This window comes from Winogradskyella sp. (assembly GCF_013213975.1).
Taxonomy (GTDB): Bacteria; Bacteroidota; Bacteroidia; order Flavobacteriales; family Flavobacteriaceae; genus Winogradskyella.
In genome coordinates, this window is sequence record NZ_JABSST010000022.1 from 14,796 (window position 1) to 39,506 (window position 24,711).

The 24,711-nt window shown below is 33.6% G+C and carries 25 protein-coding genes and 2 tRNA genes; 14 read left to right on the forward strand and 13 right to left on the reverse strand.

The window, feature by feature from the left end; genetic code table 11:
* Positions 1-56 precede the first annotated feature (56 nt).
* Complete coding sequence (locus tag HRU49_RS04680; RefSeq protein WP_296354709.1) at positions 57-935, reverse strand: NAD kinase; 879 nt, start codon at positions 933-935, stop codon at positions 57-59.
* Positions 936-937: 2 nt separating this feature from the next.
* Positions 938-1,594 (reverse strand): CBS domain-containing protein, encoded by a 657-nt coding sequence (locus HRU49_RS04685; RefSeq protein ID WP_296354657.1) that lies wholly within the window; start codon positions 1,592-1,594, stop codon positions 938-940.
* A gap of 90 nt (positions 1,595-1,684) precedes the next feature.
* Here HRU49_RS04685 and HRU49_RS04690 point away from each other — a divergent pair, with 90 nt between their 5' ends.
* From HRU49_RS04690 to clpX, 7 genes are all read left to right on the forward strand, one after another.
* A complete protein-coding gene (locus tag HRU49_RS04690) occupies positions 1,685-2,398 on the forward strand; it encodes a pyridoxine 5'-phosphate synthase (protein ID WP_296354660.1) in 714 nt (237 codons plus the stop codon).
* Positions 2,395-3,159, forward strand: a complete 765-nt coding sequence (locus HRU49_RS04695) for an alpha/beta fold hydrolase (RefSeq protein ID WP_296354661.1) — start codon at positions 2,395-2,397, stop codon at positions 3,157-3,159. Before HRU49_RS04690 ends, HRU49_RS04695 begins: the two co-directional genes overlap by 4 nt.
* A 292-nt stretch (positions 3,160-3,451) precedes the next feature.
* Positions 3,452-4,525 (forward strand): energy transducer TonB, encoded by a 1,074-nt coding sequence (locus HRU49_RS04700; RefSeq protein WP_296354663.1) that lies wholly within the window; start codon positions 3,452-3,454, stop codon positions 4,523-4,525.
* 9 nt (positions 4,526-4,534) lie between these two features.
* A complete protein-coding gene (locus HRU49_RS04705) occupies positions 4,535-4,888 on the forward strand; it encodes a phage holin family protein (RefSeq protein WP_296354666.1) in 354 nt (117 codons plus the stop codon).
* A gap of 74 nt (positions 4,889-4,962) precedes the next feature.
* The gene (gene tig / locus HRU49_RS04710; RefSeq protein ID WP_296354669.1) at positions 4,963-6,285 is read left to right on the forward strand and encodes a trigger factor; all 1,323 of its coding nucleotides are present in this window, start codon (positions 4,963-4,965) and stop codon (positions 6,283-6,285) included.
* Positions 6,286-6,370: 85 nt separating this feature from the next.
* On the forward strand, positions 6,371-7,045 hold the full coding sequence (gene clpP / locus HRU49_RS04715; RefSeq protein WP_296354671.1) for an ATP-dependent Clp endopeptidase proteolytic subunit ClpP: 675 nt from the start codon (positions 6,371-6,373) through the stop codon (positions 7,043-7,045).
* 42 nt (positions 7,046-7,087) lie between these two features.
* Entirely contained in the window at positions 7,088-8,317 is a 1,230-nt protein-coding gene (gene clpX / locus HRU49_RS04720) for an ATP-dependent Clp protease ATP-binding subunit ClpX (protein ID WP_296354673.1), read from the forward strand.
* A gap of 253 nt (positions 8,318-8,570) precedes the next feature.
* Here the strand turns inward: clpX and HRU49_RS04725 are convergent, their stop codons facing one another.
* Together HRU49_RS04725 and HRU49_RS04730 are read right to left on the reverse strand one after the other, a co-directional pair.
* Positions 8,571-9,767 (reverse strand): hypothetical protein, encoded by a 1,197-nt coding sequence (locus HRU49_RS04725; protein WP_296354674.1) that lies wholly within the window; start codon positions 9,765-9,767, stop codon positions 8,571-8,573.
* A gap of 146 nt (positions 9,768-9,913) precedes the next feature.
* The gene (locus HRU49_RS04730; RefSeq protein WP_296354676.1) at positions 9,914-11,431 is read right to left on the reverse strand and encodes a GH3 auxin-responsive promoter family protein; all 1,518 of its coding nucleotides are present in this window, start codon (positions 11,429-11,431) and stop codon (positions 9,914-9,916) included.
* Positions 11,432-11,474: 43 nt separating this feature from the next.
* On the opposite strand from HRU49_RS04730, the gene HRU49_RS04735 reads away from it, so the two are divergent.
* Positions 11,475-12,266: a DUF2797 domain-containing protein gene (locus HRU49_RS04735; protein WP_296354679.1), complete on the forward strand. Its 792-nt coding sequence runs from the start codon at positions 11,475-11,477 to the stop codon at positions 12,264-12,266.
* A gap of 428 nt (positions 12,267-12,694) precedes the next feature.
* On the opposite strand, the gene HRU49_RS04740 is transcribed toward HRU49_RS04735, so the two are convergent.
* The 4 genes from HRU49_RS04740 to HRU49_RS04755 form a co-directional block, all read right to left on the reverse strand.
* A complete protein-coding gene (locus HRU49_RS04740) occupies positions 12,695-12,880 on the reverse strand; it encodes a hypothetical protein (RefSeq protein WP_296354681.1) in 186 nt (61 codons plus the stop codon).
* A gap of 425 nt (positions 12,881-13,305) precedes the next feature.
* Entirely contained in the window at positions 13,306-13,500 is a 195-nt protein-coding gene (gene rpsU, locus HRU49_RS04745) for a 30S ribosomal protein S21 (RefSeq protein ID WP_296354683.1), read from the reverse strand.
* A 78-nt stretch (positions 13,501-13,578) separates the two neighbouring features.
* Positions 13,579-14,442 carry an RNA polymerase sigma factor RpoD/SigA gene (locus HRU49_RS04750; RefSeq protein ID WP_296354686.1) on the reverse strand — a complete coding sequence of 288 codons (864 nt, stop codon included), beginning with the start codon at positions 14,440-14,442 and terminating at the stop codon, positions 13,579-13,581.
* A gap of 718 nt (positions 14,443-15,160) precedes the next feature.
* The gene (locus tag HRU49_RS04755) at positions 15,161-15,814 is read right to left on the reverse strand and encodes a queuosine precursor transporter (protein ID WP_296354688.1); all 654 of its coding nucleotides are present in this window, start codon (positions 15,812-15,814) and stop codon (positions 15,161-15,163) included.
* A 70-nt stretch (positions 15,815-15,884) separates the two neighbouring features.
* Here HRU49_RS04755 and folK point away from each other — a divergent pair, with 70 nt between their 5' ends.
* The gene (gene folK / locus HRU49_RS04760; RefSeq protein WP_296354690.1) at positions 15,885-17,012 is read left to right on the forward strand and encodes a 2-amino-4-hydroxy-6-hydroxymethyldihydropteridine diphosphokinase; all 1,128 of its coding nucleotides are present in this window, start codon (positions 15,885-15,887) and stop codon (positions 17,010-17,012) included.
* Here the strand turns inward: folK and HRU49_RS04765 are convergent.
* The 4 genes from HRU49_RS04765 to HRU49_RS04780 are packed head-to-tail and all read right to left on the reverse strand — an operon-like array spanning position 17,009 to position 18,649.
* Entirely contained in the window at positions 17,009-17,662 is a 654-nt protein-coding gene (locus HRU49_RS04765) for a class I SAM-dependent methyltransferase (protein WP_296354692.1), read from the reverse strand. The genes folK and HRU49_RS04765 overlap by 4 nt on opposite strands.
* Before the next feature lie 2 nt (positions 17,663-17,664).
* On the reverse strand, positions 17,665-17,886 hold the full coding sequence (locus tag HRU49_RS04770; RefSeq protein WP_296354694.1) for a hypothetical protein: 222 nt from the start codon (positions 17,884-17,886) through the stop codon (positions 17,665-17,667).
* Positions 17,883-18,107, reverse strand: a complete 225-nt coding sequence (locus tag HRU49_RS04775) for a hypothetical protein (protein ID WP_296354696.1) — start codon at positions 18,105-18,107, stop codon at positions 17,883-17,885. The genes HRU49_RS04770 and HRU49_RS04775 overlap by 4 nt, the downstream gene beginning before the upstream one ends.
* A 2-nt stretch (positions 18,108-18,109) precedes the next feature.
* Positions 18,110-18,649 (reverse strand): RNA methyltransferase, encoded by a 540-nt coding sequence (locus tag HRU49_RS04780; protein WP_296354698.1) that lies wholly within the window; start codon positions 18,647-18,649, stop codon positions 18,110-18,112.
* A 110-nt stretch (positions 18,650-18,759) separates the two neighbouring features.
* On the opposite strand from HRU49_RS04780, the gene mutS reads away from it, so the two are divergent.
* The 3 genes from mutS (at position 18,760) to HRU49_RS04795 (ending at position 21,668) form a co-directional block, all read left to right on the forward strand.
* Positions 18,760-21,372, forward strand: coding sequence for a DNA mismatch repair protein MutS (mutS, locus tag HRU49_RS04785; RefSeq protein ID WP_296354701.1), 2,613 nt, complete (start codon positions 18,760-18,762; stop codon positions 21,370-21,372).
* A gap of 96 nt (positions 21,373-21,468) precedes the next feature.
* A tRNA-Gly gene (locus tag HRU49_RS04790) sits at positions 21,469-21,540 on the forward strand.
* Positions 21,541-21,583: 43 nt separating this feature from the next.
* A tRNA-Leu gene (locus tag HRU49_RS04795) sits at positions 21,584-21,668 on the forward strand.
* A gap of 94 nt (positions 21,669-21,762) precedes the next feature.
* Here the strand turns inward: HRU49_RS04795 and HRU49_RS04800 are convergent.
* Entirely contained in the window at positions 21,763-22,776 is a 1,014-nt protein-coding gene (locus tag HRU49_RS04800; RefSeq protein ID WP_296354702.1) for a WYL domain-containing protein, read from the reverse strand.
* A gap of 163 nt (positions 22,777-22,939) precedes the next feature.
* Between HRU49_RS04800 and HRU49_RS04805 the strand changes: the two genes are divergently transcribed.
* Together HRU49_RS04805 and HRU49_RS04810 are read left to right on the forward strand one after the other, a co-directional pair.
* Positions 22,940-24,346, forward strand: a complete 1,407-nt coding sequence (locus tag HRU49_RS04805; protein ID WP_296354704.1) for an RtcB family protein — start codon at positions 22,940-22,942, stop codon at positions 24,344-24,346.
* On the forward strand, positions 24,324-24,711 hold a 388-nt coding region (locus HRU49_RS04810), incomplete at its 3' end, for a nucleotidyltransferase domain-containing protein (protein WP_296354706.1). The genes HRU49_RS04805 and HRU49_RS04810, both read left to right, overlap by 23 nt.

Sequence of the window (24,711 nt, forward strand, 5' to 3'; positions counted from 1 at the left end):
GCAAAATGTCTTAGAAATAAACAGTTTTAAAAGGTATTTATTGTATGACATTGGGTTTAGTTTCTGCGGTCTTCTCCCCAAAGAAGCTTTTTTCTAAGCGTGTCTAAAAATGTTTCGTCTAAACGTTCGACCATTCTTATGGCAAATTCTGCTTTTTTAACGGTAACTACAGTGCTATTAGCTAGGGTTACGATTCTAGAATCTAAAGACATTAAGAATTGGTCTTCTCTGCCATCTACCCTAAAAGTAACCTCAGTACTATCTGGAATAATTAATGGTCTAGCATTCAGGTTGTGCGGAGCAATAGGTGTAAGTACAAAATTATTGGCATCGGGTGCAATTACGGGACCACCGCAACTTAATGAATATCCTGTGGATCCCGTAGGTGTAGATAGGATAAGACCATCCGCCCAATATGAGGTTAAATATTCTCCATTAAGTTGTGTGTTGACCGTAATCATTGACGTTGTATTTTTTCTGCTGAGGGCAACTTCATTTAATGCAAAGTTTATGGATGTTATACTCTCATTTTTGGGTGAGGTTTCAACACTGAGCAGTGAGCGTTTAGAAATTTTATACTGGCCGTTAAAGATTTCTGAAAGTGTAGATTCAATTTCATCTGTTTGTATGGTTGCTAAAAATCCTAATCTGCCTGTATTTATACCAACTATTGGGATATTTAAGTCTCTAACGTATGTTATAGCTCTTAGAATAGTTCCATCTCCTCCAATACTTATGAGTAAATCAAAACTAGTATTGAGTTTTTCAAATTTTCGAATTGCCGAGCTATCTTGAATTGCACTATTTTGCGTAGTTAAAAACTCCTTTTCTATAAAGACATCTGCTTCTTTTGCTAAAAGAAAGTCTAATAGCTTTTCAACGGCCTTTTGCGAAGCGTCCTTTGTGTAGTTTTGACCGTAAATGGCAATCTTCATCATTACATATTTAAGTATCTGTCTAAATATTGCGAACGCTCTTTTAGGCTTTCTATATACGAGTCCTCTTCATGACCAGAGACAATATTATAACTGTAACGTCTAAACGTTTGAATCACATCATTTAAACTCGCATTACCAATCTTAATTGTAATTCTTGCTAAATCACCATCCATTTTCGATATGAAGGCACCAAGAAGCTTAGCATCATTAGACTCAACAATTTGGCTGATTTCGCTAAAAGAATAATCATTGATTCCTTTTTCTACAATGAGTATACCTCCCGGTTCTGAAAAGAAAGGAGTCTCATTAAATAAGTGAATAACATCATTAAGTTCGTAATATCCAAGGTACTTATTTTGAGCATCAAGAACAGGCATAATATTAGAATCGTTCTGAGCAAAAACTTCTAGAACATCTAACCAATTTGTGGTTGGTCTAACAAAAAAACCTTCAATGGTATAGTTGCAATCATTTATAGATTTTGCCCCATCAAAACAATGTGCATCAGTCTCTGATATACAACCTAAATAAACTCCGTTATTTTGAATAGGAATGTGTGAGTAAGTCAACTGATTAAATAGCATCTGTAAATCACTAATTTTATCAGTAACACTTAGAGGTTTGATGTCGTTTATAACAAAATCTTGTAATTGCATAATAGGGCTTCAATAGTACGCAAATTAATTAAAAATAACCATAAAAAGCATGTTCTACTTCGTATTTTTGTAATTCAAAATTTTTAGAAAATGACAAAGCTAAGTGTTAATATAAACAAGATAGCTACTTTAAGAAATAGTCGTGGTGGAGACTCACCAAATGTTGTTCAGTTTGCTAAGGATGCCCAACAATTTGGGGCAGAAGGTATCACAATTCATCCAAGACCAGATGAACGCCATATTCGGTATCAAGATGCATATGATTTAAAATCTGAAGTCTATACCGAATATAATATTGAAGGGAATCCAATTCCTAAGTTTGTTGATATGGTTTTAGAGATAAAACCAACTCAAGTTACCTTAGTTCCTGATGCTGAAGATGCGATTACCTCTAACGCTGGATGGGATACATTAAAACACAAAGATTTTTTAATTGATGTTATTGGGGAATTTAAAAGTAATGGTATTAGAACCTCCATTTTTGTTGATCCAGATTTGCATCAGATTGAAGGAGCAAAGGCAACAGGAACTGATAGAATTGAACTATATACAGAGGCTTATGCGCATCAGTTTAGCTTAGGAAATGAAGATGCAATACAACCGTACATGGCATGTGCAGGTCTTGCGAATGCAGTTGGATTAGGTATTAATGCAGGGCATGATTTATCTTTAAATAACATTAAATTTTTTAAAGAGAATATCACTGGGCTTTTAGAGGTTTCTATAGGTCATGCTTTAATATCTGAGAGTTTGTATTTTGGTGCCGAAACTGTCATCAAGCAATATCTAGAAAAGCTAAAATGATATTACATTCAAATATAATTGGAGAAGGGAGTCCTTTTATAATTCTCCATGGATTTTTGGGAATGGGTGACAATTGGAAAACTCTAGCCAAACAATTTTCTGAGTTAAATTTTGAGGTTCATCTGGTAGATCAACGTAATCATGGACGTAGTTTTCATTCTAGCGAATTTGATTATGAGGTAATGGCCCAAGACTTAAGACGCTATTGTGATACACAAGGTTTAGATGATATTATTTTATTAGGGCACTCCATGGGTGGAAAGACGGCAATGACTTTTGCCACCATGTATCCAGAAGTAGTGAGTAAACTTTTGGTTGCTGATATTTCTCCAAGGTATTATCCTGTACATCACGATGCTATACTAAATGGATTGAGTCATTTAGATTTTTCTCAAATAAAAAGTAGAGGGCAAGCAGACAAGGCTTTAAGACCGTATGTTGAAGAAGTTGGTACACGGATGTTTTTGCTAAAGAATTTGTATTGGGTTGAAAAAGGTCAACTTGGTCTTAGAATAAATTTACCAGTTTTAAAAGAGCATATGTCTGAGGTTGGAGAAGCCTTAGCTGCACATGCTGTTTTTAATAATGAGACCTTATTTTTAAAAGGAGATAAATCTGAATATATAGGTCCTACTGATGAGGCCATAATTCATAGGCATTTTCCAAACGCTAAGTTAGTGACAATTTCTAATGCAGGCCACTGGCTGCATGCAGAAAATCCTAAGGATTTTTATAGGGAGGTCGTTAAGTTTATTAAATGAAAATTAATTTCCGTGCTTACCTTGTTGTTCTAAGCTTAGTCGCGGTCATTTATTTTGTTGGTATTGGTTTCTATGAAGCCATAATGAAAAGTGACACTAGTTACGGAGAAGCTGGGAATTTCATGATTATAAAAGTCGTAGAAATTTTTCAGTTTCCTTTTAATCTTTTTATATCATCCGCAAGTGATTATTATCTCCTTGGAATTATGATAAATCTTTGTTTATACTCACTTTTGATTTATGTTGTTTTAAAGCTTATATTTAAGAAATATCATAAATTGTAAAGGTCATTATGAAGAAAGTTTTAGTATTGTTCTTATGTCTTATGTTACAACTCTTATTCTCTCAGAAAAGAGAGGATGGTCCTTACAAGAATTATTATGATTCTGGTGAGTTGTTTATTGAAGGACAATACAAAAATGAAAAGCGGATTGGCGAATGGAAGCAATACCACAAAAACGGACAGATTTCTAAAATTTATAGTTATAAGGATGGGGAGCTCAATAAAGAAGAGATCAATTATTATGATACTGCGGAAATAAGTAGTAAGGTTATTAAAGTTGAGAATAGTTTTATTAGATACGGATACTATAAGAGTGGAAAATTAGAGTACGAGCGTCAATTAAACTCTGGTTATTATAAAAGTTTTTATGAAAATGGGGAGTTAGAAATTGAAGCAAATTATATTGATAATGAGCTTTCAGGAAAATGGAAATTATATGACACAGAAGGTAATCTGAAATGGATTATTACTTATGAGGATGGTTACAGGCATGGAATTTACCAGCAATTTTATAAGAACGGAAAGTTAAAATTAGAAGGTCTTATGTTGAGAGATAAAAAAGAAGGTGCCGAACGGCGTTACGATGAAAATGAAGTTGTTGTTTGGAAAGGCTATTATGAGAAGGATGAATTTGCAAAAACCTGGATTAAGTATGATAAAAATGGAAAGAAAGCTAAAAAGATTAGAATAAAAGGTGATCCTTCAGTTCTAAACCTAAAAACAACTTCAGTACCAGATGGCGTGCTAGAAAAAGTACCATTATATCCTGGATGTGAAGAAGTATTTGGTAATAGGGCTCGTAAAAGGTGCATGAGCAAGGCAGTTTCTCAGTTTATAAGTAGAAACTTTAATACAGATTTAGAGCTCGATGCCAACTTAAAAGGTCGACAAAGAATTATTTTGTTTTTCAAAATAGATAAAGAAGGTAATGTAACTAATGCAAGCTCTAAAGCACCGCATCCTGTGCTTCAAAAAGAAGCAATAAGAGTTATCAATATATTACCAAAAATGAGGCCAGCTTATCAAAAGGGAAAACCTGTTGTAATCCCTTTTTCAATACCTATTGTTTTTACTATTTATTAATATTAGCTAATGAATACAGTTGTCAAATTATTGTTAAACGCCCTTGCAGTATTTGCCCTTTCAGAAATATTAAATGGTGTAGAAGTTAATGGTTACCTTGGTGCTGTTATTGTAGCTGTCGTGCTCTCGATCTTAAACCTCTTGGTAAAACCAATTTTAGTGATTCTTACCTTACCTGTTACCATGCTTACATTAGGCTTTTTTCTGTTTATAGTTAATGCATTAATAGTTTTACTAGCCGATAAACTTGTTGATGGATTTCGTGTGGATGGACTGTGGACGGCAGTAATGTTTAGTATACTCTTGTGTGTAGTGCAATCAGTACTACAATCGTTTATAAAAACAGAGAAGAAGAAGCTGTAATACAAAGGGTTAAAAGTATTGTTGGGTTGTAAAAAATATTGTATTTTTGCAGCCCAATTTTAGTATCTAAAAGAATGAACATTACAAGAGAAAACATCGATGCTTTAAATGCAGTTGTTAAAGTAGATATCGCAAAAGAAGATTACAGCGATAAAGTTGAAAAAATCTTAACTGATTATCGCAAATCGGCTAACATTCCTGGTTTTAGAAAAGGGCATGTGCCAATGAGCTTGGTTAAGAAGCAATATGGTAAAGCTGTTTTAGTGGATGAGGTAAATAAATTACTTCAAGATGCTATTGGTAAATACTTAGTAGAAGAAAAGTTGGATGTTTTAGGTAATCCATTGCCAAAGCCTCAAGATGACTTAGATTGGGATGCAGATGCATTCTCATTTGAGTTTGAGCTTGGTTTAGCACCTGAATTTGATGTTAAGCTTAAAGGTAAAAAATCACTCACGCACTATAACATCGTTGCAGATGCTGAAATGATTGACACTCAAATAGAGAATATTCAAAAGCAGTACGGTAAAATAATTTCACAAGACCAAGTAGAAGATAATTCTGAGCTCACGGGTAAGTTTGTTAATTCTGAAGAAAACATTGAAAATGTTGCAACATTTTCAGTAGATAAAATAAAAGGTAAAGCAAACTTAAAAAAGTTTATCGGTGCAAAAGTTGGTGATACAATTACTCTAAAAACAAAGAATCTATTTAATGTAGATTATGGTTTAACTACTTACTTAAAGGTAGATCACCAAGTGGCTAAAGATCTTAATATTGAGGTAAATTTTGAAGTCTCTGAGATTAATCATCGTGAGTTAGCAGATTTAGATCAAGAGCTATTTGATAAACTTTTTGGACCTAATGTTGTAGCCTCAGTTACAGAACTTAAAGAAAAGATAAAGGCAGATTCTGAGAAGCAGTTTGCCCAGCAAGGAGATCAAAAATTATTAAATGATGTCACTGAGTATTTGGTTGAGAGTACAAAGTTCGATTTACCAGCTGAGTTTCTACAAAAGTGGATGCAAACAGCAGGTGAAGAACCTATGACAGAAGAACAGGCTAAAGAAGAATATGAGAAGTCAGAAAAAAGCATGCGCTATCAACTGATTGAAGGTAAAATTATTGCAGATAATGATTTACAAGTTCAGTTCGACGAATTAAAATCATATGCTATGGATATGATTAAAGGTCAAATGGCTCAGTTTGGTCAAATGAATCCTACTGAAAAAGAGCTTGAAGATATTGCTGCTCGAATCATGTCTAACCAAGATGAGGTAAAACGTATTTCTGATCAGTTGATGAGTCAGAAGCTATTAAATCTGTACAAAACTGAAGCAAATCTTAAGACCAAAGAAATTACCTATGATAATTTTGTTAAAGAATTCTACAGTTAAGCGTTATAGAATAAATTAGTATCTTTAAAGCGTAAAACTGTTAGGTTTTACGTTTTTTTTTTAATCAAAAAACAATTGAATTTAAATGAACTACGGAAAAGAATTTGAAAAGTTTGCAATAAAGGATCAAGGGATAAATAGCTTGTATTACGATAAGATTATGCGAAGCATGTATCCTACAAACTTAACACCCAATATTATTGAAGAAAGACAGCTAAATGCTATAGCAATGGATGTGTTTTCGCGTTTAATGATGGATCGCATTATTTTCTTAGGTACAGGAGTTAACGATCAGGTGGCAAACATTATTCAAGCACAGTTGTTATTCTTACAGAGTACAGATGCATCAAAGGATATTCAAATTTATATTAACTCACCAGGTGGCTCTGTTTATGCGGGTTTAGGTATTTATGATACTATGCAGTTTGTAAAACCAGATGTTGCTACTATTTGTACAGGTATTGCAGCGTCAATGGCAGCTGTATTATTATGTGCTGGTGAAAAGGGTAAACGTTCGGCATTAAAACATTCTCGTGTGATGATTCATCAACCGATGAGTGGAACTCAAGGGCAAGTTTCGGATATGGAAATTGCTGTTCGTGAAACTATTAAAGTAAAAGAAGAACTATATAACATCATTTCAAGTCATTCAGGTAAGTCTTACGAGCAAGTTGAAAAAGACTCAGACCGAGATTACTGGATGAAGTCAGATGAAGCATTAGCTTACGGAATGATAGATGAAGTTTTAGAGCGCAAGTAATAGAAACGACTTACGAATAAAATTTTCTAAAATAACTAAGATATGGCTAAAGAAGAATTAGAATGTTCCTTCTGTGGTAGAAAAAAGTCAGAGACTAATTTACTCATTGCAGGACTTGATGCGCATATTTGTGATCGTTGTATTGAGCAGGCTTATGGTATTGTGGTTGAGGAATCTAAACAGTCAGGAAATTCTGAATTGAGTGCCGAATTAATGCTTAGAAAGCCAAAGGAAATCAAAGCTTTCTTGGATGAGTACATTATAGGTCAGGAGTATACCAAACGTGTTATGTCCGTTGCGGTATATAATCATTATAAACGTTTGTTACAGCCGCCGTCGGATGATGATATTGAAATCCAGAAGAGTAATATCATTATGGTTGGACAAACAGGAACGGGTAAAACCTTGATGGCAAAAACTGTAGCTAGAATGCTTAACGTCCCTTTAGCAATAGTCGACGCTACTGTTTTAACCGAAGCTGGGTATGTGGGTGAAGATGTAGAAAGTATCTTAACGCGCTTGTTACAAGCTGCCGATTACAATTTAGAAAAGGCGCAACGTGGCATCGTATTTATTGATGAGATTGATAAAATTGCTCGTAAGAGTGATAATCCATCAATAACTAGAGATGTTTCTGGAGAAGGAGTTCAGCAAGCACTTCTAAAATTGTTAGAAGGCACTGTTGTTAATGTACCACCGAAGGGCGGGCGTAAACATCCAGACCAAAAATTTATAGAAGTGAATACTGAACATATCCTATTTATTGCAGGTGGTGCGTTTGATGGTATTGAACGCGTTATTAGCAAACGTCTTAATATGCAGGCAATAGGTTATAGCTCTATAAAAGATGATAATGTGGATGGTGATAATATTTTACAATACATTATCCCTAAAGACTTAAAAGATTTTGGATTAATTCCAGAAATTATTGGACGCCTGCCTGTTTTAACACATATGGATCCTTTAGATGCAAATACGTTAAGAGCTATATTAACAGAGCCAAAGAATGCCATCATCAAACAGTATAAGAAGCTCTTTGCAATGGATGATGTGGAGTTTACCATTACAGAAGGTGCGTTAAATTATATTGTTGATAAGGCCATTGAGTATAAGTTAGGTGCCAGAGGATTACGTTCCTTGTGTGAAGAGATTCTAACGGAAGCCATGTTTGATCTGCCAGGATCGGGTGAAACTAAACTTAATGTTACGAAGTCTTATGCTGAAGATAGACTCTCAAAATCTACTTTAAAGAAGTTGAAAGCAGTGTCTTAGGGTACAATGTCTCTAAAAATAAAAAAAACCACGATCTCAAGATTGTGGTTTTTTTATAGTGTTAGGATTGATTAATAATATTGCTTGCAATATTCTGTCCCCTTGATTAGGGTAATAAATAGCACATTTATTTACGGCTAATATAGCGTTAGAATTTGCTTAAGTAAGTCTTAACTATATTTTTTAGTTAAAGTCGTTATTTGTTCGATGTATGAAAATGCTATGCATTTTTTAACGGCAAAAGACATGGTGTTTATTTCTTAGCTAAAAGTTTTAAAATAGCCTTTAGTTCACTATTCTCTGCTTCAAAACTTAAAGTATAATCCTCGTAGCCTTCCTTAAGTACTTTTAATTGATAATCTTTAAAAGGTTTAATCTTAAAATTATAGGACGCATCTTTGTTTGTAATTTGCCTTTCAATTTCGTTACCGTCATGATCTAATAAAATTACTATTGAATTTGGTAATATTTTTTCATCCTCGGAAATAACAATCCCTTTGAGAACTTTATATAATTCTCTGGATTGAAAACGATACAGGTTAAATGCATTTTTATTACTGTCTCTATTAGAAGAAAAAACACCTTTTCTGTTATCAATAAATAGAAATGCAATTTCATCTTTTTCAGAATTTATTGAGCTTCCTAAACTTTTAGGACTATCATAACCTCCACCAACGGCGTTTGACATAAAAATATCAAACCCTCCAAGACTATTATGTTCTGTTGAAGAAAAGAATAATTCTTTGCCATTTTTTGCCGTATGAGGGTATTTTTCGTCTCCGCGACTATTAACAGTTTCACCTAAATTTTCAGGCGTACCTAAACTACCATCATTATTTATGAGCACTCTATAAAGATCAAATCCTCCATAACCACCATTCATGTTAGAAGCAAAATAAAGAAATTTACCATCTTCTGTAACATGAGGGTTTTCAATGGAGTAGTTGTCGTTACTTATATTAAGACGTTGATGGTTTATCCAGTTTCCATAAGAATCTTTCTCTAGTTCAGCTCTAAAAATTTGATAATTTAATGAGTTATCTCGCCTACTTCTAGTGTAATATATCGTGTGCTCGTCTGGTGAAAAAGCTACTTGGCCTTCGTTATTTTTAGTGTTTAAAATACGGCTAAATAGTAATGGCTGTGATAGTTCACCATAAGCTAAGATATCTGTGCAGAATAAGTCTGTATACGGCTCATTAGTTAAAGGGTCGACACCATTACCAAATGCTCCAATTTTTTTTGAGGATACTAAAACCAGCTTGTTTCTAAAGGTTGTACAGGCAATTTCAGAGTACTTTGAGTTGATTTTAGAAATATTAATAGTGTAAGTGTATCCACTTTTATTGAGGTTATCAGATTTCTTAGATTTTTCAGGATCAGAAATGTTAAATGTATTGTATGTGCAAAGTAAGAGTACCGTAAGAAGTACCTGAATTGAGGGTTTCATTATGTAAGGTGTATGGATTAATTACAATAGCAAATTACAATTGAGGGTGTAATTAGTAAACTTTTATAATGTTTTTTAGATAAAACCCACTTTTCTCCGATAATTTAAAGAACGGTGTCATTTTTTTAGGATGAATTTACTAGGTTTTAACCTTGATTTAGACGCAGTAACTCTTCAATATAGGCTCTTGAATTTGATAAGCGAGGTACTTTATGTTGCCCTCCGAGCTTATCATTTTCTTTTAACCAATCATAAAAAAGATTAGGTCTTCCACAATGAATTTTTGGTTTATTGAGCGTCATATTATTATAACGCTTGGCTTCATAGTCAGAATTCAAAGCTTTCAGAGCATTATCAAATAATTCTTCGAAATAAGCCATGTCATTAGGTGCAGACTTAAATTCAATGATCCATTCGTGGGCTCCTTTCTCTTTTCCTTTCATAAAGAATGGAGCTGCAGTATAATCTACAATTTCAGCAGAAGTTCTTTTACAGACTTTTTTCAGGGCATCTTCTGCATTTTCAATTATAAGTTCTTCTCCAAACGCATTGATATGATGTTTGGTCCTTCCAGACACTTTAATTCTATGTGGTTTTAGACTCACAAAACGAATAGTGTCTCCAATTTTATAACGCCACAGACCAGCATTAGTGGTGATAATTACAGCATAATTTTTATTAAGCTCTACATCGCATAGAGGAACAACTTTTTGGTTCTTTGTTCCATAAGTATCCATTGGAATAAATTCGTAAAAAATACCGTAGTCTAGCATTAATAGTAAATCACCAGAATAATTCTGATCTTGAATGGCAAAGAATCCCTCCGAGGCGTTGTAGATTTCATAATACTTGAATTCTTTTTTGGGAAGGATTGCTCTAAACTGTTCTATATAAGGATTAAAACTTACTCCTCCATGGAAATAGACTTCAAGGTTTGTCCAAATTTCAAATAGATTTTGCTTTCCTGTTTCTTCTAAAACATTATTTAATAGAACTAACATCCACGATGGCACACCTGCTAAACTCGTCACATTCTCTGCAATAGTTTCTTTAACAATCGCTTGCATTTTAGTCTCCCATTCGCTCATAAGTGAGACTTTACTATTTGGTGTGCTGCTATACTCGGCCCAAAAGGGCATATTGTCAATAAGAATTGCACTTAAATCTCCGAATACTGTACCATTCTCTTTATAGAGCTCTTTGCTTCCTCCAAGACGAAGGCTCTTTCCAGTAAATAGTTGTGCATCTTCGTTATTATTAAGATACATACAAAGCAAATCCTTACTCGCAGCGTAATGACAGTCTTCTAAAGAATCTGTACTTACGGGAATAAACTTACTTTTTGCATTTGTTGTTCCGCTGGATTTTGCGAACCATTTAATTGGTCTTGGCCAAAATATATTCTGCTCTCCATTCCGTGATCGTTCAATTAAGGGTTGGATACTCTCATAATTAACGATTGGAACACGTTCACTAAATTCTTTGTAGCTTTTGATAGAGGCAAAATCATATCGCTTGCCTATCTCAGTATCTTTAGCAAATTTGAGAAGGGTAAACAGCAATTCTTGTTGTACTTCATTTGGGTATTTTAAAAAGAGCTCAATTTGATGAAACCGCTTTTTTAAAAACCAAGAAGCTATAGAATTTACAATAGGAATTGGCATATTTTGGCTAATTTAGCAATGCTAAAAATACTAAAATTCTTTTATGGTATACACAGGTGTACTTACTAAAATGCAGACAGAATTTTTGGAGCCAATTCAGTATTATTTGGTCTTTGAAAATGATTTCATTCATATGAATCAATTGCTGAGTAAGATCTTAAACATTAACCTTGTTGGTGAGCAATGTTTGAGTTGTGGGTTAAATAAACCAATCTATAGGCAAGGATTTTGTAGAGACTGTTTTTTTGATAAACCTATTGCTGGAGATTGGATTATGAGACCAGAGTTGAGTACGGCACATCTAGGCAAAGAAGATAGAGACTTGGAGTATGAAAAAAGTGTGCAACTACAACCTCACATCGTTTATCTAGCAAATTCTAGTAATGTTAAGGTTGGAGTAACAAGAAAGAGCCAGGTGCCAACACGCTGGATCGATCAGGGTGCCCATGAAGCTTTAGAAATCGTTGAGGTTCCAAATCGATATTTGGCAGGTATTACTGAAGTTGCTTTAAAAGATCATGTTGCCGATAAAACGAATTGGCGAAAAATGTTGAAAAATGATATTGAAGATGTCGATTTATTAGAATGGCGATCCAATCTTCAGTCCTATATACCAGAAGAAGTTAAGGCGTATTTTATTGAAAATAACTCAGAGACATGTCTTAATTTTCCGGTGCAGCAATACCCAGAAAAACCAATCAGTTTAAATCTTAAAAAACGTGAGTCTTATTCAGGTAAATTAGTTGGTATTAAGGGACAGTATCTGATTTTTGAAGACAATACTGTTTTTAATGTTAGAGCTAATGAAGGTCTCGTTGTTGAGATTAAGATTTAAGGAAAGTAGATTTTTATCACATTCAAAAGACCCACAACGAATGGTAAACTTCCTGTTACTTTATTTATAATCAATATTATGTTGTCAAATCTGTTTTTAATAAATAGACTGAATTTACTGTAAACAAATAGGGTGATCAGTTTACCACTATAGACTCCAAGGAGGAATAAAAAAAGTACCGTTAATGGTGAATTCATTGTAATATTTAGGGTATATCTATTAATTAGACTATAAATTACCAACCAAAAATTAATACAGGTGGGTTTAATAGACCTAGCAAAAAGCCAGTGAAATATTTATTAGTCTTCAGGTGTTTTTCTCCAGAACACTTTTTGTTTTCTTAAAGAATAAAATGCTTCCAATAGCAAGAAATAAAATGGCAATAAGAACTTGAAACCATTGATTAGTATCAAAAAAGTCTTTGACTGTCATATTGTAATGCAATGCGTAATGGATAGAACAACTTCTGCAAAACCTGATCCTACAGCAATTTTAAATGCTTGTTTAGAATCTTGTCTGATGGTGGCATTAATTACTGCAATATTTGTTGCTTTTGGCGAAATGGCGCCAATTGTTGCTGCTGCCATACTAATAAAAACATACAAAAGACTCATGGCCTTTTAGCTGTAGCACACAAACCATTCTTACAAGAGGTGTTAGGATTCAGTTAAAGTAAATTCATTTTGGTATTAAGGTCCTTATCGTTGGAGATAAATGCTTTAGAAATTATACCTATTATATCTATTATTGTTATTTCATCTGTCATTTTAGTTTATGTCACTATAATGGAGGTCTGAGAAATTTTTTGGTGGGGTGTTTTCCTAACTATAATGGTCAGATCTATTGGTGCTTGCAGTTTTAAAAGTGCTTCAAAGAATTTTATACGACCCATAAAATTATTGAGCATTTTTACGAAGACTGCCCTTTCAAACCTATGGGGATAAAGCTGCGAATGAAAAATTCTGATAGTATTTAACTATTGAAAACAAAAAAAGAGCAATATTTCTATTGCTCTATATATAGCGTGTAAATAATCTTCTTAGATATTTTCGGCGTCTCTTAAACCTTGAATATACTGCGCTTTTTGTATTTCTCTTCTCCTTTTTACAGATGGTTTAGTGAAATAACGCGATTCTCTTAAGTTTTGCATAATTTGCACGTTTCTGTGCTTACGCTTGTAACGCTTAAGAGCTCTTTCAATGTTTTCGCCTTCTTTAATTTCGATCTTAATCATTATATCGATAGTTTTTAATTACCTGTTTCTTTCAAATGGTCGGCAAATATAGGTTAACAATTTGAAAATAAAAAATTATTACCCTAAATAAGTCTTAAGAATTTTACTCTTACTGGCATGACGTAATCGTCTAATGCCTTTTTCTCTAATCTGGCGTACACGTTCTCTTGTTAAATCGTAGATACTACCAATTTCTTCTAAGGTCATCGGTGGTTGATCCCCTATGCCAAAATTGAGGCGAATAACATCGCTTTCTTTTTGGGTTAAGGTGTCTAAAGCACGTTCTATTTCAGTGTTTAATGAGGCTTTCATCAAATCTTTATCAGGTCTTGGTGATTCACTTTCGCTTACAACATCGTATAAACTAAAAGACTCTCCTTCTTTTAATGGTGCATCCATAGATAAGTGACGACCAGAATTCTTCATGGATTGTTTTACTTCGCGCGCACTAATATCCAATTCTCTTGCAATTTCTTCTGCATTTGGAGGTCTTTGATGAAGTTGCTCTAAAAAAGAATAGGTCTTGTTGATTTTATTTATTGTACCAATTTTATTTAAAGGTAGTCGTACAATACGAGATTGTTCTGCGAGTGCTTGTAAAATAGCTTGTCTAATCCACCAAACAGCATAAGAAATAAATTTAAATCCTCTGGTTTCATCAAATCGTTTGGCAGCCTTAACTAAACCTGCGTTACCTTCATTAATTAAATCTGGCAGTTTTAGGCCTTGATTTTGATATTGCTTGGCTACTGAAACTACAAACCTAAGATTAGCAGTAGTTAATTTATCTAAAGCTTCTTGATCACCTTGCTTAATTCTTTGAGCCAATTCCACTTCTTCGTCGGCGGTTATTAGTGGTATTTTGCTGATGTCTTGTAGGTATTTGTCTAGGGATTTGTCTTCTCTGTTCGTTACCTGCTTGGTAATCTTAAGTTGCCTCATGTCATCATTTTAATTTTGTGATGATATAGTATAATGTAATAATTCAGAAAAGCAAGGAATTTCGTAATTATTAACAAAAATCACCAAAAATCAGTTTTTTTTTGAGCAAAATCGTCAAATTTTGGTCCAATCTTACTTTTTTAAAGCTTTTCTTGTACTGTCTGTGTTAATTGACTTACAATCCTTTAGCTTTGAATTAGAATTTCCTCCAAGAATTCCACTTATGATATCATTGATTCTATCTTTTTCTTTACCTAAGTTTGTTTATAAATTTCTAAGATTTGATTGTTTGAGCTCTATATGCCACTGGTAAAGTGTCTTTTTATTTTAGGATTAGTAATAGTTTCATGGATATCCTGCACTTCTAGTAATGATTCTTATTAACTTCAGGATCATTGATTTGACCTATTAGTCTACTAATATCTCCACCTAGATATTTAGCTGGAACTTGAAATGTGGCATTATAATTAATTGCGTTTGTAAAACTATACAAACCTGAAACTTCAATTGGTATATCTTTATAGATGAGCGTAAATGGTTTACGGAAACTTCAACATTATTAAAATCAGTTTAGTGGTTATTAATAATACCTACTTATTATGGGTAAACTAAAAATTAAAAATTGTCTTGTTAAGAACTTTAGCAAGACTTTAATGGTTGTCTAAGACTATAAAAGTTCAATTTCTTCGTTGATTTCTAGATTAAAACGTGTTCTGAATTAGAATACGCCTAGAATAAGGAAAGGTGTGTCAAAAAAGGCGACTAGCACCTTAAATAGGAAGCCGCTTATCAAAAGACCTTTGAAGCTAGACCAGGGCAAAACTTCAAAATAACAAAGTAGGCTTATAATTGAAAATGTATCTATGAATTGAGAAACCCAAGTAGAGAAGTTATTTCTTAACCAAAGATGCTTACCTTGAGTTAAGTTTTTCCAGAAATGATAAATTCTAATATCAATAAATTGGGCAAATAAATAGGCGAACATACTAGAGCCTACCGCTATAATAGTTTTACTGAAAACAAATTTAAATGTTTCGTCATCTATTGGAGAATTATCTAAGGCTGGAACTGTATCTGCAATTAAAATAATACCTACAGAAAACAGTGATGCAAAAATACCTGCGATTACCACATCATTGGCGCATTTTTTACCATAAATTTCACTAATTAAATCAGTAATTAGAAAGGTTATGGGATAGGGCAAAATACCAACAGAAATTTCAAACAGGTTGCTTCCAAAAATTTCAATATCAACAGGATACCAGTAAAAAAACTTTTGAAAAATTAGATTTGAAACTACCAATGAGGTAATAAACAGTGCGCCTAATAAAAGATAGATGCGTTGGGCTAAAAGTTTGTCTTTAAGGGACATTAATTTGGTTAATAAATTGTTCTTGTAAAGATAATCTATTAATATTTGTTTTAGTTATTTTGTGAATTCCATGACATTATCAAAAACCGTTTATATCGCATTAGGAAGTAATAAGGGCAATAAGTTGGCCTTCTTACAAGCCGCTGTTAACGCTGTTTTTGAACGGATTGGTGCTGTAAATAGGATTTCAAAAGTTTATGAGACACCCGCTTTAGGCTTTGAAGGTGATGCATTTTATAATGCTTGTATTAAAGTTGAAACACGCTTAAAACCTAAAACGCTATTAAAAGTTTTAAAGCAGATTGAGAAAGACCTTGGGAGGAAAACAAAAAAGTCAGATAACTATGAATCTAGAGAAATCGACTTAGATATTCTTTTTTATGATGATGTTGTTTTTGAAGGCAAAACCCTGATTATTCCGCATCCAGCGCTACACAAACGAAGATTTGTTCTCGAGCCATTGAGCGATATTGCTAAAGACTTTGAGCATTATCAACTTCACAAGACTATAGCTAATCTGTTAGAATGTTGTGAAGATACCTCAGTTATTAAACCGATTAATATTTGGCTAAAGAACCCTAAAAAGACCTTTGCGTTTAGCAGCTATAATTTCATTGCTATTGAAGGTAATATAGGTGCTGGAAAAACAAGTTTAGCTACTATGATTGCTCAAGATTTTAACGCAAAACTTATTCTCGAACGCTTTGCAGATAATCCCTTTTTACCTAAATTTTATAGGGAACCAGAACGCTATGCTTTTACGCTAGAAATGTCTTTTTTGGCGGACCGTTATCAACAAATAAGTGATGACTTGTCGCAGCTTGATTTGTTTAAGGATTTTATGGTAAGTGACTATGATGTACACAAGTCTCTGGTGTTTTCTAAAGTTACCTTACCTGAGGACGAATTTAGATTGTATCGAAAGTTATTCTATCAAGTTTATAAAGATATTGCTAGACCTGATTTGTACGTTTATTTATATCAAAATACTGAGCGTTTACAGGCTAATATTAAAAAACGAGGAAGAACCTATGAAAAGCAAATACAAGATTCTTATTTAGAAAAAATTAATTCGGGTTACTTGGATTTTCTCAAATCGCAGACAGACTTAAATATTAAAATCATTGATATCTCTGATCGCGACTTTGTAAAGAATCGAGAAGATTACTTATGGTTATTAAAAGAAATTAACCGTTAAAAGATTTGATATAAGACGGTTGTTATTCTTCCATTGATTACTGGTATATCGCAGAGTGTTTCTTTTTTTAGGAATTGAAAATTAAAAGGTTCAACGTCTACATTAACTCCACTTAGTTGTTTTAAACGGTTACCAAGATTGGCAATTTGATTTTTATTTGGTACAAAGTCTCCAGCTGGTAAATGTTCGGTAATAATTATATACCTATAGGAGGTAAGCTTTTTCAGAATTAGCATGATTTCTTCATTCGATAAATGCTGAAGTACTTGTCTTAGAATGGCGCAATCTGCAGCTGGTAAATCATCTTTTGAAATATCTAAACAGTAAAACTCAAGATGGTTTGCTTTAAATAACTTCTGATTTCTTAAAATTAAATCACTAACAATGTCTATTCCATAGTAATTGGAACTGTAAGGAATAAGTTCTTTTCCTACATTAAAATCTCCACAACCCAAATCGCAGATAGATAAAGTACTATTATGAGTTTTTAAAAATTCAGTAACAGTTACAATGTAAGGTCTTATTATATTGACTAAATGAGAACCTTCCCCAGAATAGAAATCTTTAGACCTACCTCCCCATAAATGTTTGCTATAGATTTGTTCCATTACAGCTTTAGTAGTCCAAGGTTTTTTGTGAGAGTTATGCATAATTAAGAACCTTGCAAGCTTTTAAAGCGGGTAAGTAAGGTGTTGGAAACTAGAAGAATAAATGGTGTTGTAATCAATGTGTAGATTATATTCCAATACAAAATAGAAGTCTCAGGACTACCAATATATCCTGTTGCTTTATTGCCAAAGTTAAAGCTTGAATTACCAGATAATAAATACGCAAAGCCAAACCATAAAACCGAAGCGATTATCAGGAAAATCATAAGAACTGTAAAAGTTTTACCGAAAAGACTTGTGCTTGAATTAAATCCTTTTTTAATGAAAAAGCACATAACTCAAGCGCAATAACTCCAAACCAAATAATGAAATTCCCTACAGGAATTTCAAAAACATTATAAGTTAACTCAGATGACCCTGATTCAAATAAGACAACAACAATCCCGAAAATGATTAACGCTAGTGTTAGAAGCTTTTTATAGCTCATAATTAACGATTTAGCCATTTAAGTTTAGAAAATACATCCCAGATTACGACTCCTGCACTGACTGAAATGTTTAAAGAATGCTTAGTTCCAAATTGTGGAATTTCGATTACAACATCACTTCTATCAACGACTTCTTGTTGCACTCCCTTAACTTCATTGCCAAAAACAAAAGCGTATTTGGTGTTTTGCTCAATTATGAAATCGTTTAGCATAGTTGCTTCTTCGGCTTGTTCAATTGAACAGATGGCTACATTGTCTGCTTTTAGATTCTCTATAACATCTTGTGTGTGTTCGTGATATTCCCAGTCAACGGTTTCAGTACTTCCCAATGCAGTCTTTCTTATATCGTTATGAGGTGGCTGTGCAGTAATACCACAGAGGTAAATTTTTTCAATTAAAAAAGCATCACTTGTTCTAAAAACAGAACCAATATTATTAAGACTTCTAATATTATCTAATACAATTATAATTGGAGATTTTTCAGCATTTTTAAATTCTGAAATATTTAACCGTTCTAATTCTTCGTTTTTAAGTTTACGCATGTTAAAATCTCAAACTTTTTGTAGATAACTTATGACTAATCTTTTTTATAAAGCAAGGCTATTTAGTTACATTAGCATTCTTGCAAGTACAACAAAAATAACCAAAACTCTTGGCTAAAAAAGCAAAAAAAGAAACACCGTTAATGAAGCAATACAATACCATTAAGGTAAAGTATCCTGATGCTTTATTGTTGTTTAGAGTTGGCGATTTTTATGAAACCTTTGGAAGTGATGCGGTTAAAGCTTCAAAAATATTAGATATTATACTAACCAAGCGTGGTGCAGGCAGTGAAAGTGAAACTGAGTTAGCAGGTTTCCCGCATCATTCATTAAATACATATCTGCCGAAGTTAGTGAGAGCTGGTGAACGTGTAGCTATTTGTGATCAGTTAGAAGATCCAAAACAGACAAAAAAGATTGTTAAGCGCGGTGTAACGGAATTAGTAACTCCAGGTGTGGCTTTAAATGATGATATTCTTAATTCAAAGTCTAATAATTTTTTAGCTGCTGTACACTTTGATAAAAAGTACATTGGAGTTTCTTTTCTCGATATTTCTACAGGCGAATTTTTAACCTCCCAGGGTGATGTAGAGTATATCGATAAGCTCCTTCAAAATTTTAATCCAAGTGAGGTTTTAGTTTCCAAAAAATATAAAAAAGAGTATGCAACGTATTTTGGAAAAGACATGCATACCTTTTATTTAGAAGATTGGGTATTTCAGTCAGACTATGCTTATGAAACGTTAACTAAGCATTTTAATACAAGCACCTTAAAAGGTTATGGTATACAAGACCTGTATGAGGGTATCATTGCATCAGGAGTTGTACTTCATTATTTAGGTGAAACACGTCATAGCAAACTAGTGCATATCGCAACTATTTCTAGAATTGCAACAGATGACTATGTTTGGATGGATAAGTTTACCATTCGAAATCTAGAGTTGTACCATTCTACTAATGCTAATGCGGTTACCCTAATTAATGTTATAGACAAGACTATTTCTGCTATGGGTGGTAGAACGTTAAAACGCTGGTTAGCTCTGCCATTAAAACATGCAGATAAAATAAAACAGCGACATGAAGTAGTCCAATTTTTATTAGATAATGAATCCATACTTCAGAAAATACAAGGTCAAATTAAGCACATTGGTGATATAGAGCGTTTAATCTCAAAGATTGCCACGACCAAAGTTAACCCTCGAGAAGTGATACAGTTAAAAAATTCACTAGAGGCAATTGTACCTGTTAAGTCAATAGCAGCATCATGTGAGAATGAAGCTTTAAAAATATTAGGAGATAATCTCCATAATTGTGATTTGTTAAGAGAAAAAATTAAGCAAACTCTTAATGAAGAAGCACCTGTTAATGTCCTTAAGGGTAGCACAATTGCAAAAGGGTTTTCTGAGGAGTTAGATGAATTAAGAGGGCTTTCAAAGTCGGGTAAAGACTATTTGGATGGGATGTTAGAACGTGAAAGTGAACGTACGGGAATTCCTTCCTTAAAAATTGCATCCAATAATGTGTTTGGCTATTATATTGAGGTAAGAAATACCCATAGAGATAAAGTTCCTGAGGAATGGATAAGAAAGCAAACTTTGGTTAACGCCGAGCGCTATATTACTGAGGAATTAAAAGAGTATGAAGCTAAAATTCTAGGGGCTGAAGAGCGGATACTTGCTATTGAGCAGCAGTTGTTTTTGGAGCTTGTTAATTGGATGCATCAGTTTATAGTTCAAGTACAGCAAAATGCCCGGCTTATTGGGCAATTAGATTGTTTGTGTGGTTTCGCAAGTCTTGCTAAAACTAATAAATACCATTACCCGCATATTGATGATAGTTTTGACCTAGACATTAAAGATGGTCGACATCCTGTAATAGAAAAGCAGCTGTCTTTAGATGAGTCTTATATCGCTAATGATGTCTACCTCGATCGAGAGTCTCAACAGATTATTATGATTACTGGACCAAATATGTCAGGTAAGTCTGCTATTTTAAGACAAACGGCATTAATTGTATTATTAGCGCAAATTGGAAGTTTTGTACCTGCAAGAGAAGCACGAATAGGCTTGGTAGATAAGATATTTACAAGAGTTGGAGCGAGTGACAATATTTCTATGGGTGAATCTACATTTATGGTAGAAATGAATGAGACTGCCTCAATCCTTAATAATATTTCAGAACGCAGTTTGGTGTTGTTAGACGAAATTGGTAGAGGAACAAGTACCTACGATGGTATTTCTATAGCCTGGGCTATTAGCGAATATTTGCATGAGCATCCAGCGAAACCAAAAACCTTATTTGCCACACATTATCACGAACTCAACGAAATGACAGAGACCTTTAATAGGATTAAAAATTTTAATGTCGCTGTAAAGGAGCTAAAAGACAATGTGCTTTTTGTGCGAAAGTTAGTGGAAGGTGGTAGTGAACATAGTTTTGGGATTCATGTTGCAAAAATGGCCGGAATGCCACAACAAGTTATCCATCGTGCAAATAGAATACTTTCAAAGCTTGAAAAATCACATTCTAGCGAAGAGCTAACCGATAAGGTGAAATCATTAAAAGATGATATGCAGTTGAGTTTCTTTAACTTAGATGATCCTTTGTTAGAAGAAATTAAAGATGAAATTCTACATACAGATATTGATACTTTAACTCCTGTTGAAGCCCTTATGAAGCTTAATGAAATTAAGCGAATGCTTGTAAAGAAAAAACAAGCTTGAGCCGATTTAATTTATTTTAAAAAAGTCTTTGCATTTATAAGAAATAGTTTAAATTTGCATCCGCTTTTACAGCGAAATGTTCTTTAAAAAGACTACGCGAAAGTAGCTCAGGGGTAGAGCATCACCTTGCCAAGGTGAGGGTCGCGGGTTCAAATCCCGTCTTTCGCTCTATACAATATATGCCAATTAGATTACAGTCCGTAATCGCAATGCTGAAGTGGTGGAATTGGTAGACACGTTGGACTTAAAATCCAATGGCCATTATGGCCGTGCGGGTTCAAGTCCCGCCTTCAGTACAAAGAAAATCCGTAACTAATTAATAATTAATAAGTTGCGGATTTCTTGTTTTTATAATTGTACGATTATAGTACGGTTAAATGATGTTTTGGGTTATTCTTTGTAAAAACCTGCTGCTTTTTCCAACTTCTGTTTCATTCTATCCCTAAGACGTTTGGGTTTAATAACTTCAATAGAATCGCCAAATCCTAAAATTAAGCGTTCAAGCTCAAAGTTAATCTGAACAAAAATATTAAAAATGATACCATCCTCAGTTTTCTTTATTATTCTTTGCGAACGATGGAATGGTTTAGTGATTGCATAAGGCGCATTTTTTTTATCAACCCAAAACTGAATGCGCTCTGCTCTGGTATTAGAAACTGTTACACCAATAACATCTCTATAATATTCATCTCCGTTAAAATTATGGTTCCTGTAAGTAATTGAAGTGTCATAATCAATTTCAACTATTCTATCTAAAGCAAAAGTAACTATTGGTTTTTTAGCTTCAACTCCGGGTCTTCCTATTAAAAACCAGCGGTTATTAAACTCTTTTAATATGTAGGGGTGAAAAATGATTTCAGAAGCCTCTCTGGCTTTAAAAGACTGATATTTTATTTTTAAGACCATTTTCTTGATGATTGCCTGATATAAAACATCCAAATGTTCTAAACCTTTTAGCTTTTCATTTTTATCTAAATGAATGATAGCTGATTGGTCTGTCTTCTCTGTATATACTTTATCTTCCAAGCGTTGAATGATACCCCCTAATTCAGAAAATAAAGAGAAATCTTTAAACTGTTTTAGCATTTCTACAGTTTCAGAAAGCACATTCATGTCATTCTCATTCAAGGGAATATCAGTTATGGAGTAATCTTCGTCTTCGTATTTGTAAAATTTCTTGTTGTAGACAATTATAGGGGCATTGTAGCCTAATTTATCGCTGCGCATCATTTGAATGTCCAACTGAACTGTTCGCTTACTAACATTAAAAGCTCTATCTTCATATTCATATAAGGCATCAGAACAGGCTTCTATTAAATCATCTAATGTCCATTGCCTATAATTATTTTGAAGACATTTGTCAATGGTCTTATAGCGTATAAGTGCATTTTTATTTAAAGCCATAGATGAAATTTTAATGAAAAATAAGGAATAAATTTATCTACGCAAAAAGATTGCGCATATAGATAAAATATTTGTATCGGAATCATGAATAAGTCTTTTGAAAGACTTTAAAAGTAGTGCTCCGTTAGACGGGGAAGCTAACGGAGCTTAAAATTAATTTAAGATGAAAAATACAAACAAGATAACAGGGCACGATTTAATTAACTTAGGATTTAGGTCTGGAAAATGGTTTAAAGAAGCTTTAGACCATATTAACGAAAATAAATTAGAAGGGGATGCTTTAAGTAACTATCTAGAGCAATTTAAATCTCCTGACCCTATTGCTTTGCATGTAGAAAGCATTCCGTTTTCAATTAACATTAAAGCTGAAAATGAATTAGAAGTAACAAATGTGAATGCTGTTGTTGAAACTATGGAAGAGCTTATGAAGACGCCTACCCTAGTTGATGGAGCAATTATGCCAGATGCTTGCCCAACAGGTTCAAAAGGAACAATCCCAGTTGGGGGCGTTGTAGTAGCTAGAAACGCAATTCACCCAGGTATGCATAGCGCAGATATTTGTTGTTCGGTGATGTTGACCGATTTTGGAAAAGTAGACCCAAAAGATGTTTTAGATGCAGCCCATAGTATAACTCATTTTGGTGCAGGTGGACGTTCTAGAGAAAACCAGTTTAGATTTCCTATGGATTTGTTAGCTGAGATAGAAGCAAACTATTTTTTAAATGACCAAAAATGTATTTCATCAGCTAGGTCTCATTTAGGAACACAAGGCGATGGAAATCACTTTTTATTCGTTGGTAAATCTAAAAAGACAGGTAACACTATGATGGTTACGCATCATGGTAGTAGAGGATTTGGAGCTAACTTATATTCTAAAGGGATGAAAGTTGCTGAGAAATTCAGAAGAGAATTGTCTCCAGATACGTTAAAGCAAAATGCATGGATTCCTTTTGAAACTGAGGAAGGAAAACAATACTGGGAAGCTTTGCAGATTATTAGAAAGTGGACAAAGAAGAACCATGAGGTTTTGCACGATGCTACTTTGTCAACATTAGGAATAGATAAGGAAAACAGGTTTTGGAATGAGCATAATTTTGTATTCAAAGATGGTGATTTGTTTTACCATGCAAAAGGCGCAACACCTTTAGATAAAAAGTTTATGCCAGATATTACAGGACCAAGATTGATTCCTTTAAATATGTCTGAACCAGTTTTAATTGTTGAAGGCGAAACAACAAACTCTAATTTAGGTTTTGCACCACATGGAGCGGGTAGAAATGTGAGTAGAACGCAACATAGAAAAAGTAAAACTGGAAAGTTTCAAGAGATATTTAATGAAGAAACTCAAGGTTTAGACGTTAGGTTTTTCTCTGAAGAGATTGATATTACAGAATTACCAAGTGCTTATAAAAATGCAGAAACTGTAAGGAATCAAATGGAAGAATTTGGTTTAGGAAAAGTAATAGATGAGGTGATGCCTTATGGATGCATCATGGCAGGTGATTGGAAGAAAAATGCACCTTGGAAAAAAAGAAGAAATAGAAATAATGAGAAAAGAAATACTAAATAAGTTAAAACAAATAGAGCAAGATAAGAGTATAGAAATCTTATTCGCTGTAGAATCAGGGAGTAGAGCTTGGGGCTTTGCTTCCCCAGATTCAGATTATGATATACGATTTGTTTACAAGCATTCTAAGGATTGGTATTTAAATCTTTGGGAGCAAACCGATACTATACAATTCTTAACTGAAGATGATTTGGATGGTTCAGGTTGGGATATACGTAAAGCGTTGCGACTTTTGGCAAAGTCAAACGCATCTTTCACAGGATGGTTATTTTCGCCAATAGTATATCGGGCAGATAGTGATTTCTTAAATGAGATAAAAAAGTTGCAAATGCAAACTTTAACCCTGTTTCTGGATTTTATCATTTTCA

Coding starts and splice junctions, on each gene's coding strand:
- HRU49_RS04705 (WP_296354666.1), top strand. CDS start 4,535: ATGAATACAGTTGTCAAATTATTGTTAAACGCCCTTGCAGTATTTGCC.
- HRU49_RS04750 (WP_296354686.1), bottom strand. CDS start 14,442: ATGAGGCAACTTAAGATTACCAAGCAGGTAACGAACAGAGAAGACAAA.
- folK (WP_296354690.1), top strand. CDS start 15,885: ATGACATTATCAAAAACCGTTTATATCGCATTAGGAAGTAATAAGGGC.
- HRU49_RS04690 (WP_296354660.1), top strand. CDS start 1,685: ATGACAAAGCTAAGTGTTAATATAAACAAGATAGCTACTTTAAGAAAT.
- HRU49_RS04700 (WP_296354663.1), top strand. CDS start 3,452: ATGAAGAAAGTTTTAGTATTGTTCTTATGTCTTATGTTACAACTCTTA.
- clpX (WP_296354673.1), top strand. CDS start 7,088: ATGGCTAAAGAAGAATTAGAATGTTCCTTCTGTGGTAGAAAAAAGTCA.
- HRU49_RS04755 (WP_296354688.1), bottom strand. CDS start 15,814: ATGTCCCTTAAAGACAAACTTTTAGCCCAACGCATCTATCTTTTATTA.
- rpsU (WP_296354683.1), bottom strand. CDS start 13,500: ATGATTAAGATCGAAATTAAAGAAGGCGAAAACATTGAAAGAGCTCTT.
- HRU49_RS04725 (WP_296354674.1), bottom strand. CDS start 9,767: ATGAAACCCTCAATTCAGGTACTTCTTACGGTACTCTTACTTTGCACA.
- tig (WP_296354669.1), top strand. CDS start 4,963: ATGAACATTACAAGAGAAAACATCGATGCTTTAAATGCAGTTGTTAAA.
- HRU49_RS04805 (WP_296354704.1), top strand. CDS start 22,940: ATGAAAAATACAAACAAGATAACAGGGCACGATTTAATTAACTTAGGA.
- HRU49_RS04780 (WP_296354698.1), bottom strand. CDS start 18,649: ATGCGTAAACTTAAAAACGAAGAATTAGAACGGTTAAATATTTCAGAA.
- HRU49_RS04695 (WP_296354661.1), top strand. CDS start 2,395: ATGATATTACATTCAAATATAATTGGAGAAGGGAGTCCTTTTATAATT.
- HRU49_RS04765 (WP_296354692.1), bottom strand. CDS start 17,662: ATGCATAACTCTCACAAAAAACCTTGGACTACTAAAGCTGTAATGGAA.
- HRU49_RS04680 (WP_296354709.1), bottom strand. CDS start 935: ATGAAGATTGCCATTTACGGTCAAAACTACACAAAGGACGCTTCGCAA.
- HRU49_RS04770 (WP_296354694.1), bottom strand. CDS start 17,886: ATGATTTTCCTGATAATCGCTTCGGTTTTATGGTTTGGCTTTGCGTAT.
- HRU49_RS04740 (WP_296354681.1), bottom strand. CDS start 12,880: ATGAGTCTTTTGTATGTTTTTATTAGTATGGCAGCAGCAACAATTGGC.
- HRU49_RS04775 (WP_296354696.1), bottom strand. CDS start 18,107: ATGAGCTATAAAAAGCTTCTAACACTAGCGTTAATCATTTTCGGGATT.
- HRU49_RS04685 (WP_296354657.1), bottom strand. CDS start 1,594: ATGCAATTACAAGATTTTGTTATAAACGACATCAAACCTCTAAGTGTT.
- HRU49_RS04730 (WP_296354676.1), bottom strand. CDS start 11,431: ATGCCAATTCCTATTGTAAATTCTATAGCTTCTTGGTTTTTAAAAAAG.
- HRU49_RS04800 (WP_296354702.1), bottom strand. CDS start 22,776: ATGGCTTTAAATAAAAATGCACTTATACGCTATAAGACCATTGACAAA.
- clpP (WP_296354671.1), top strand. CDS start 6,371: ATGAACTACGGAAAAGAATTTGAAAAGTTTGCAATAAAGGATCAAGGG.
- HRU49_RS04735 (WP_296354679.1), top strand. CDS start 11,475: ATGGTATACACAGGTGTACTTACTAAAATGCAGACAGAATTTTTGGAG.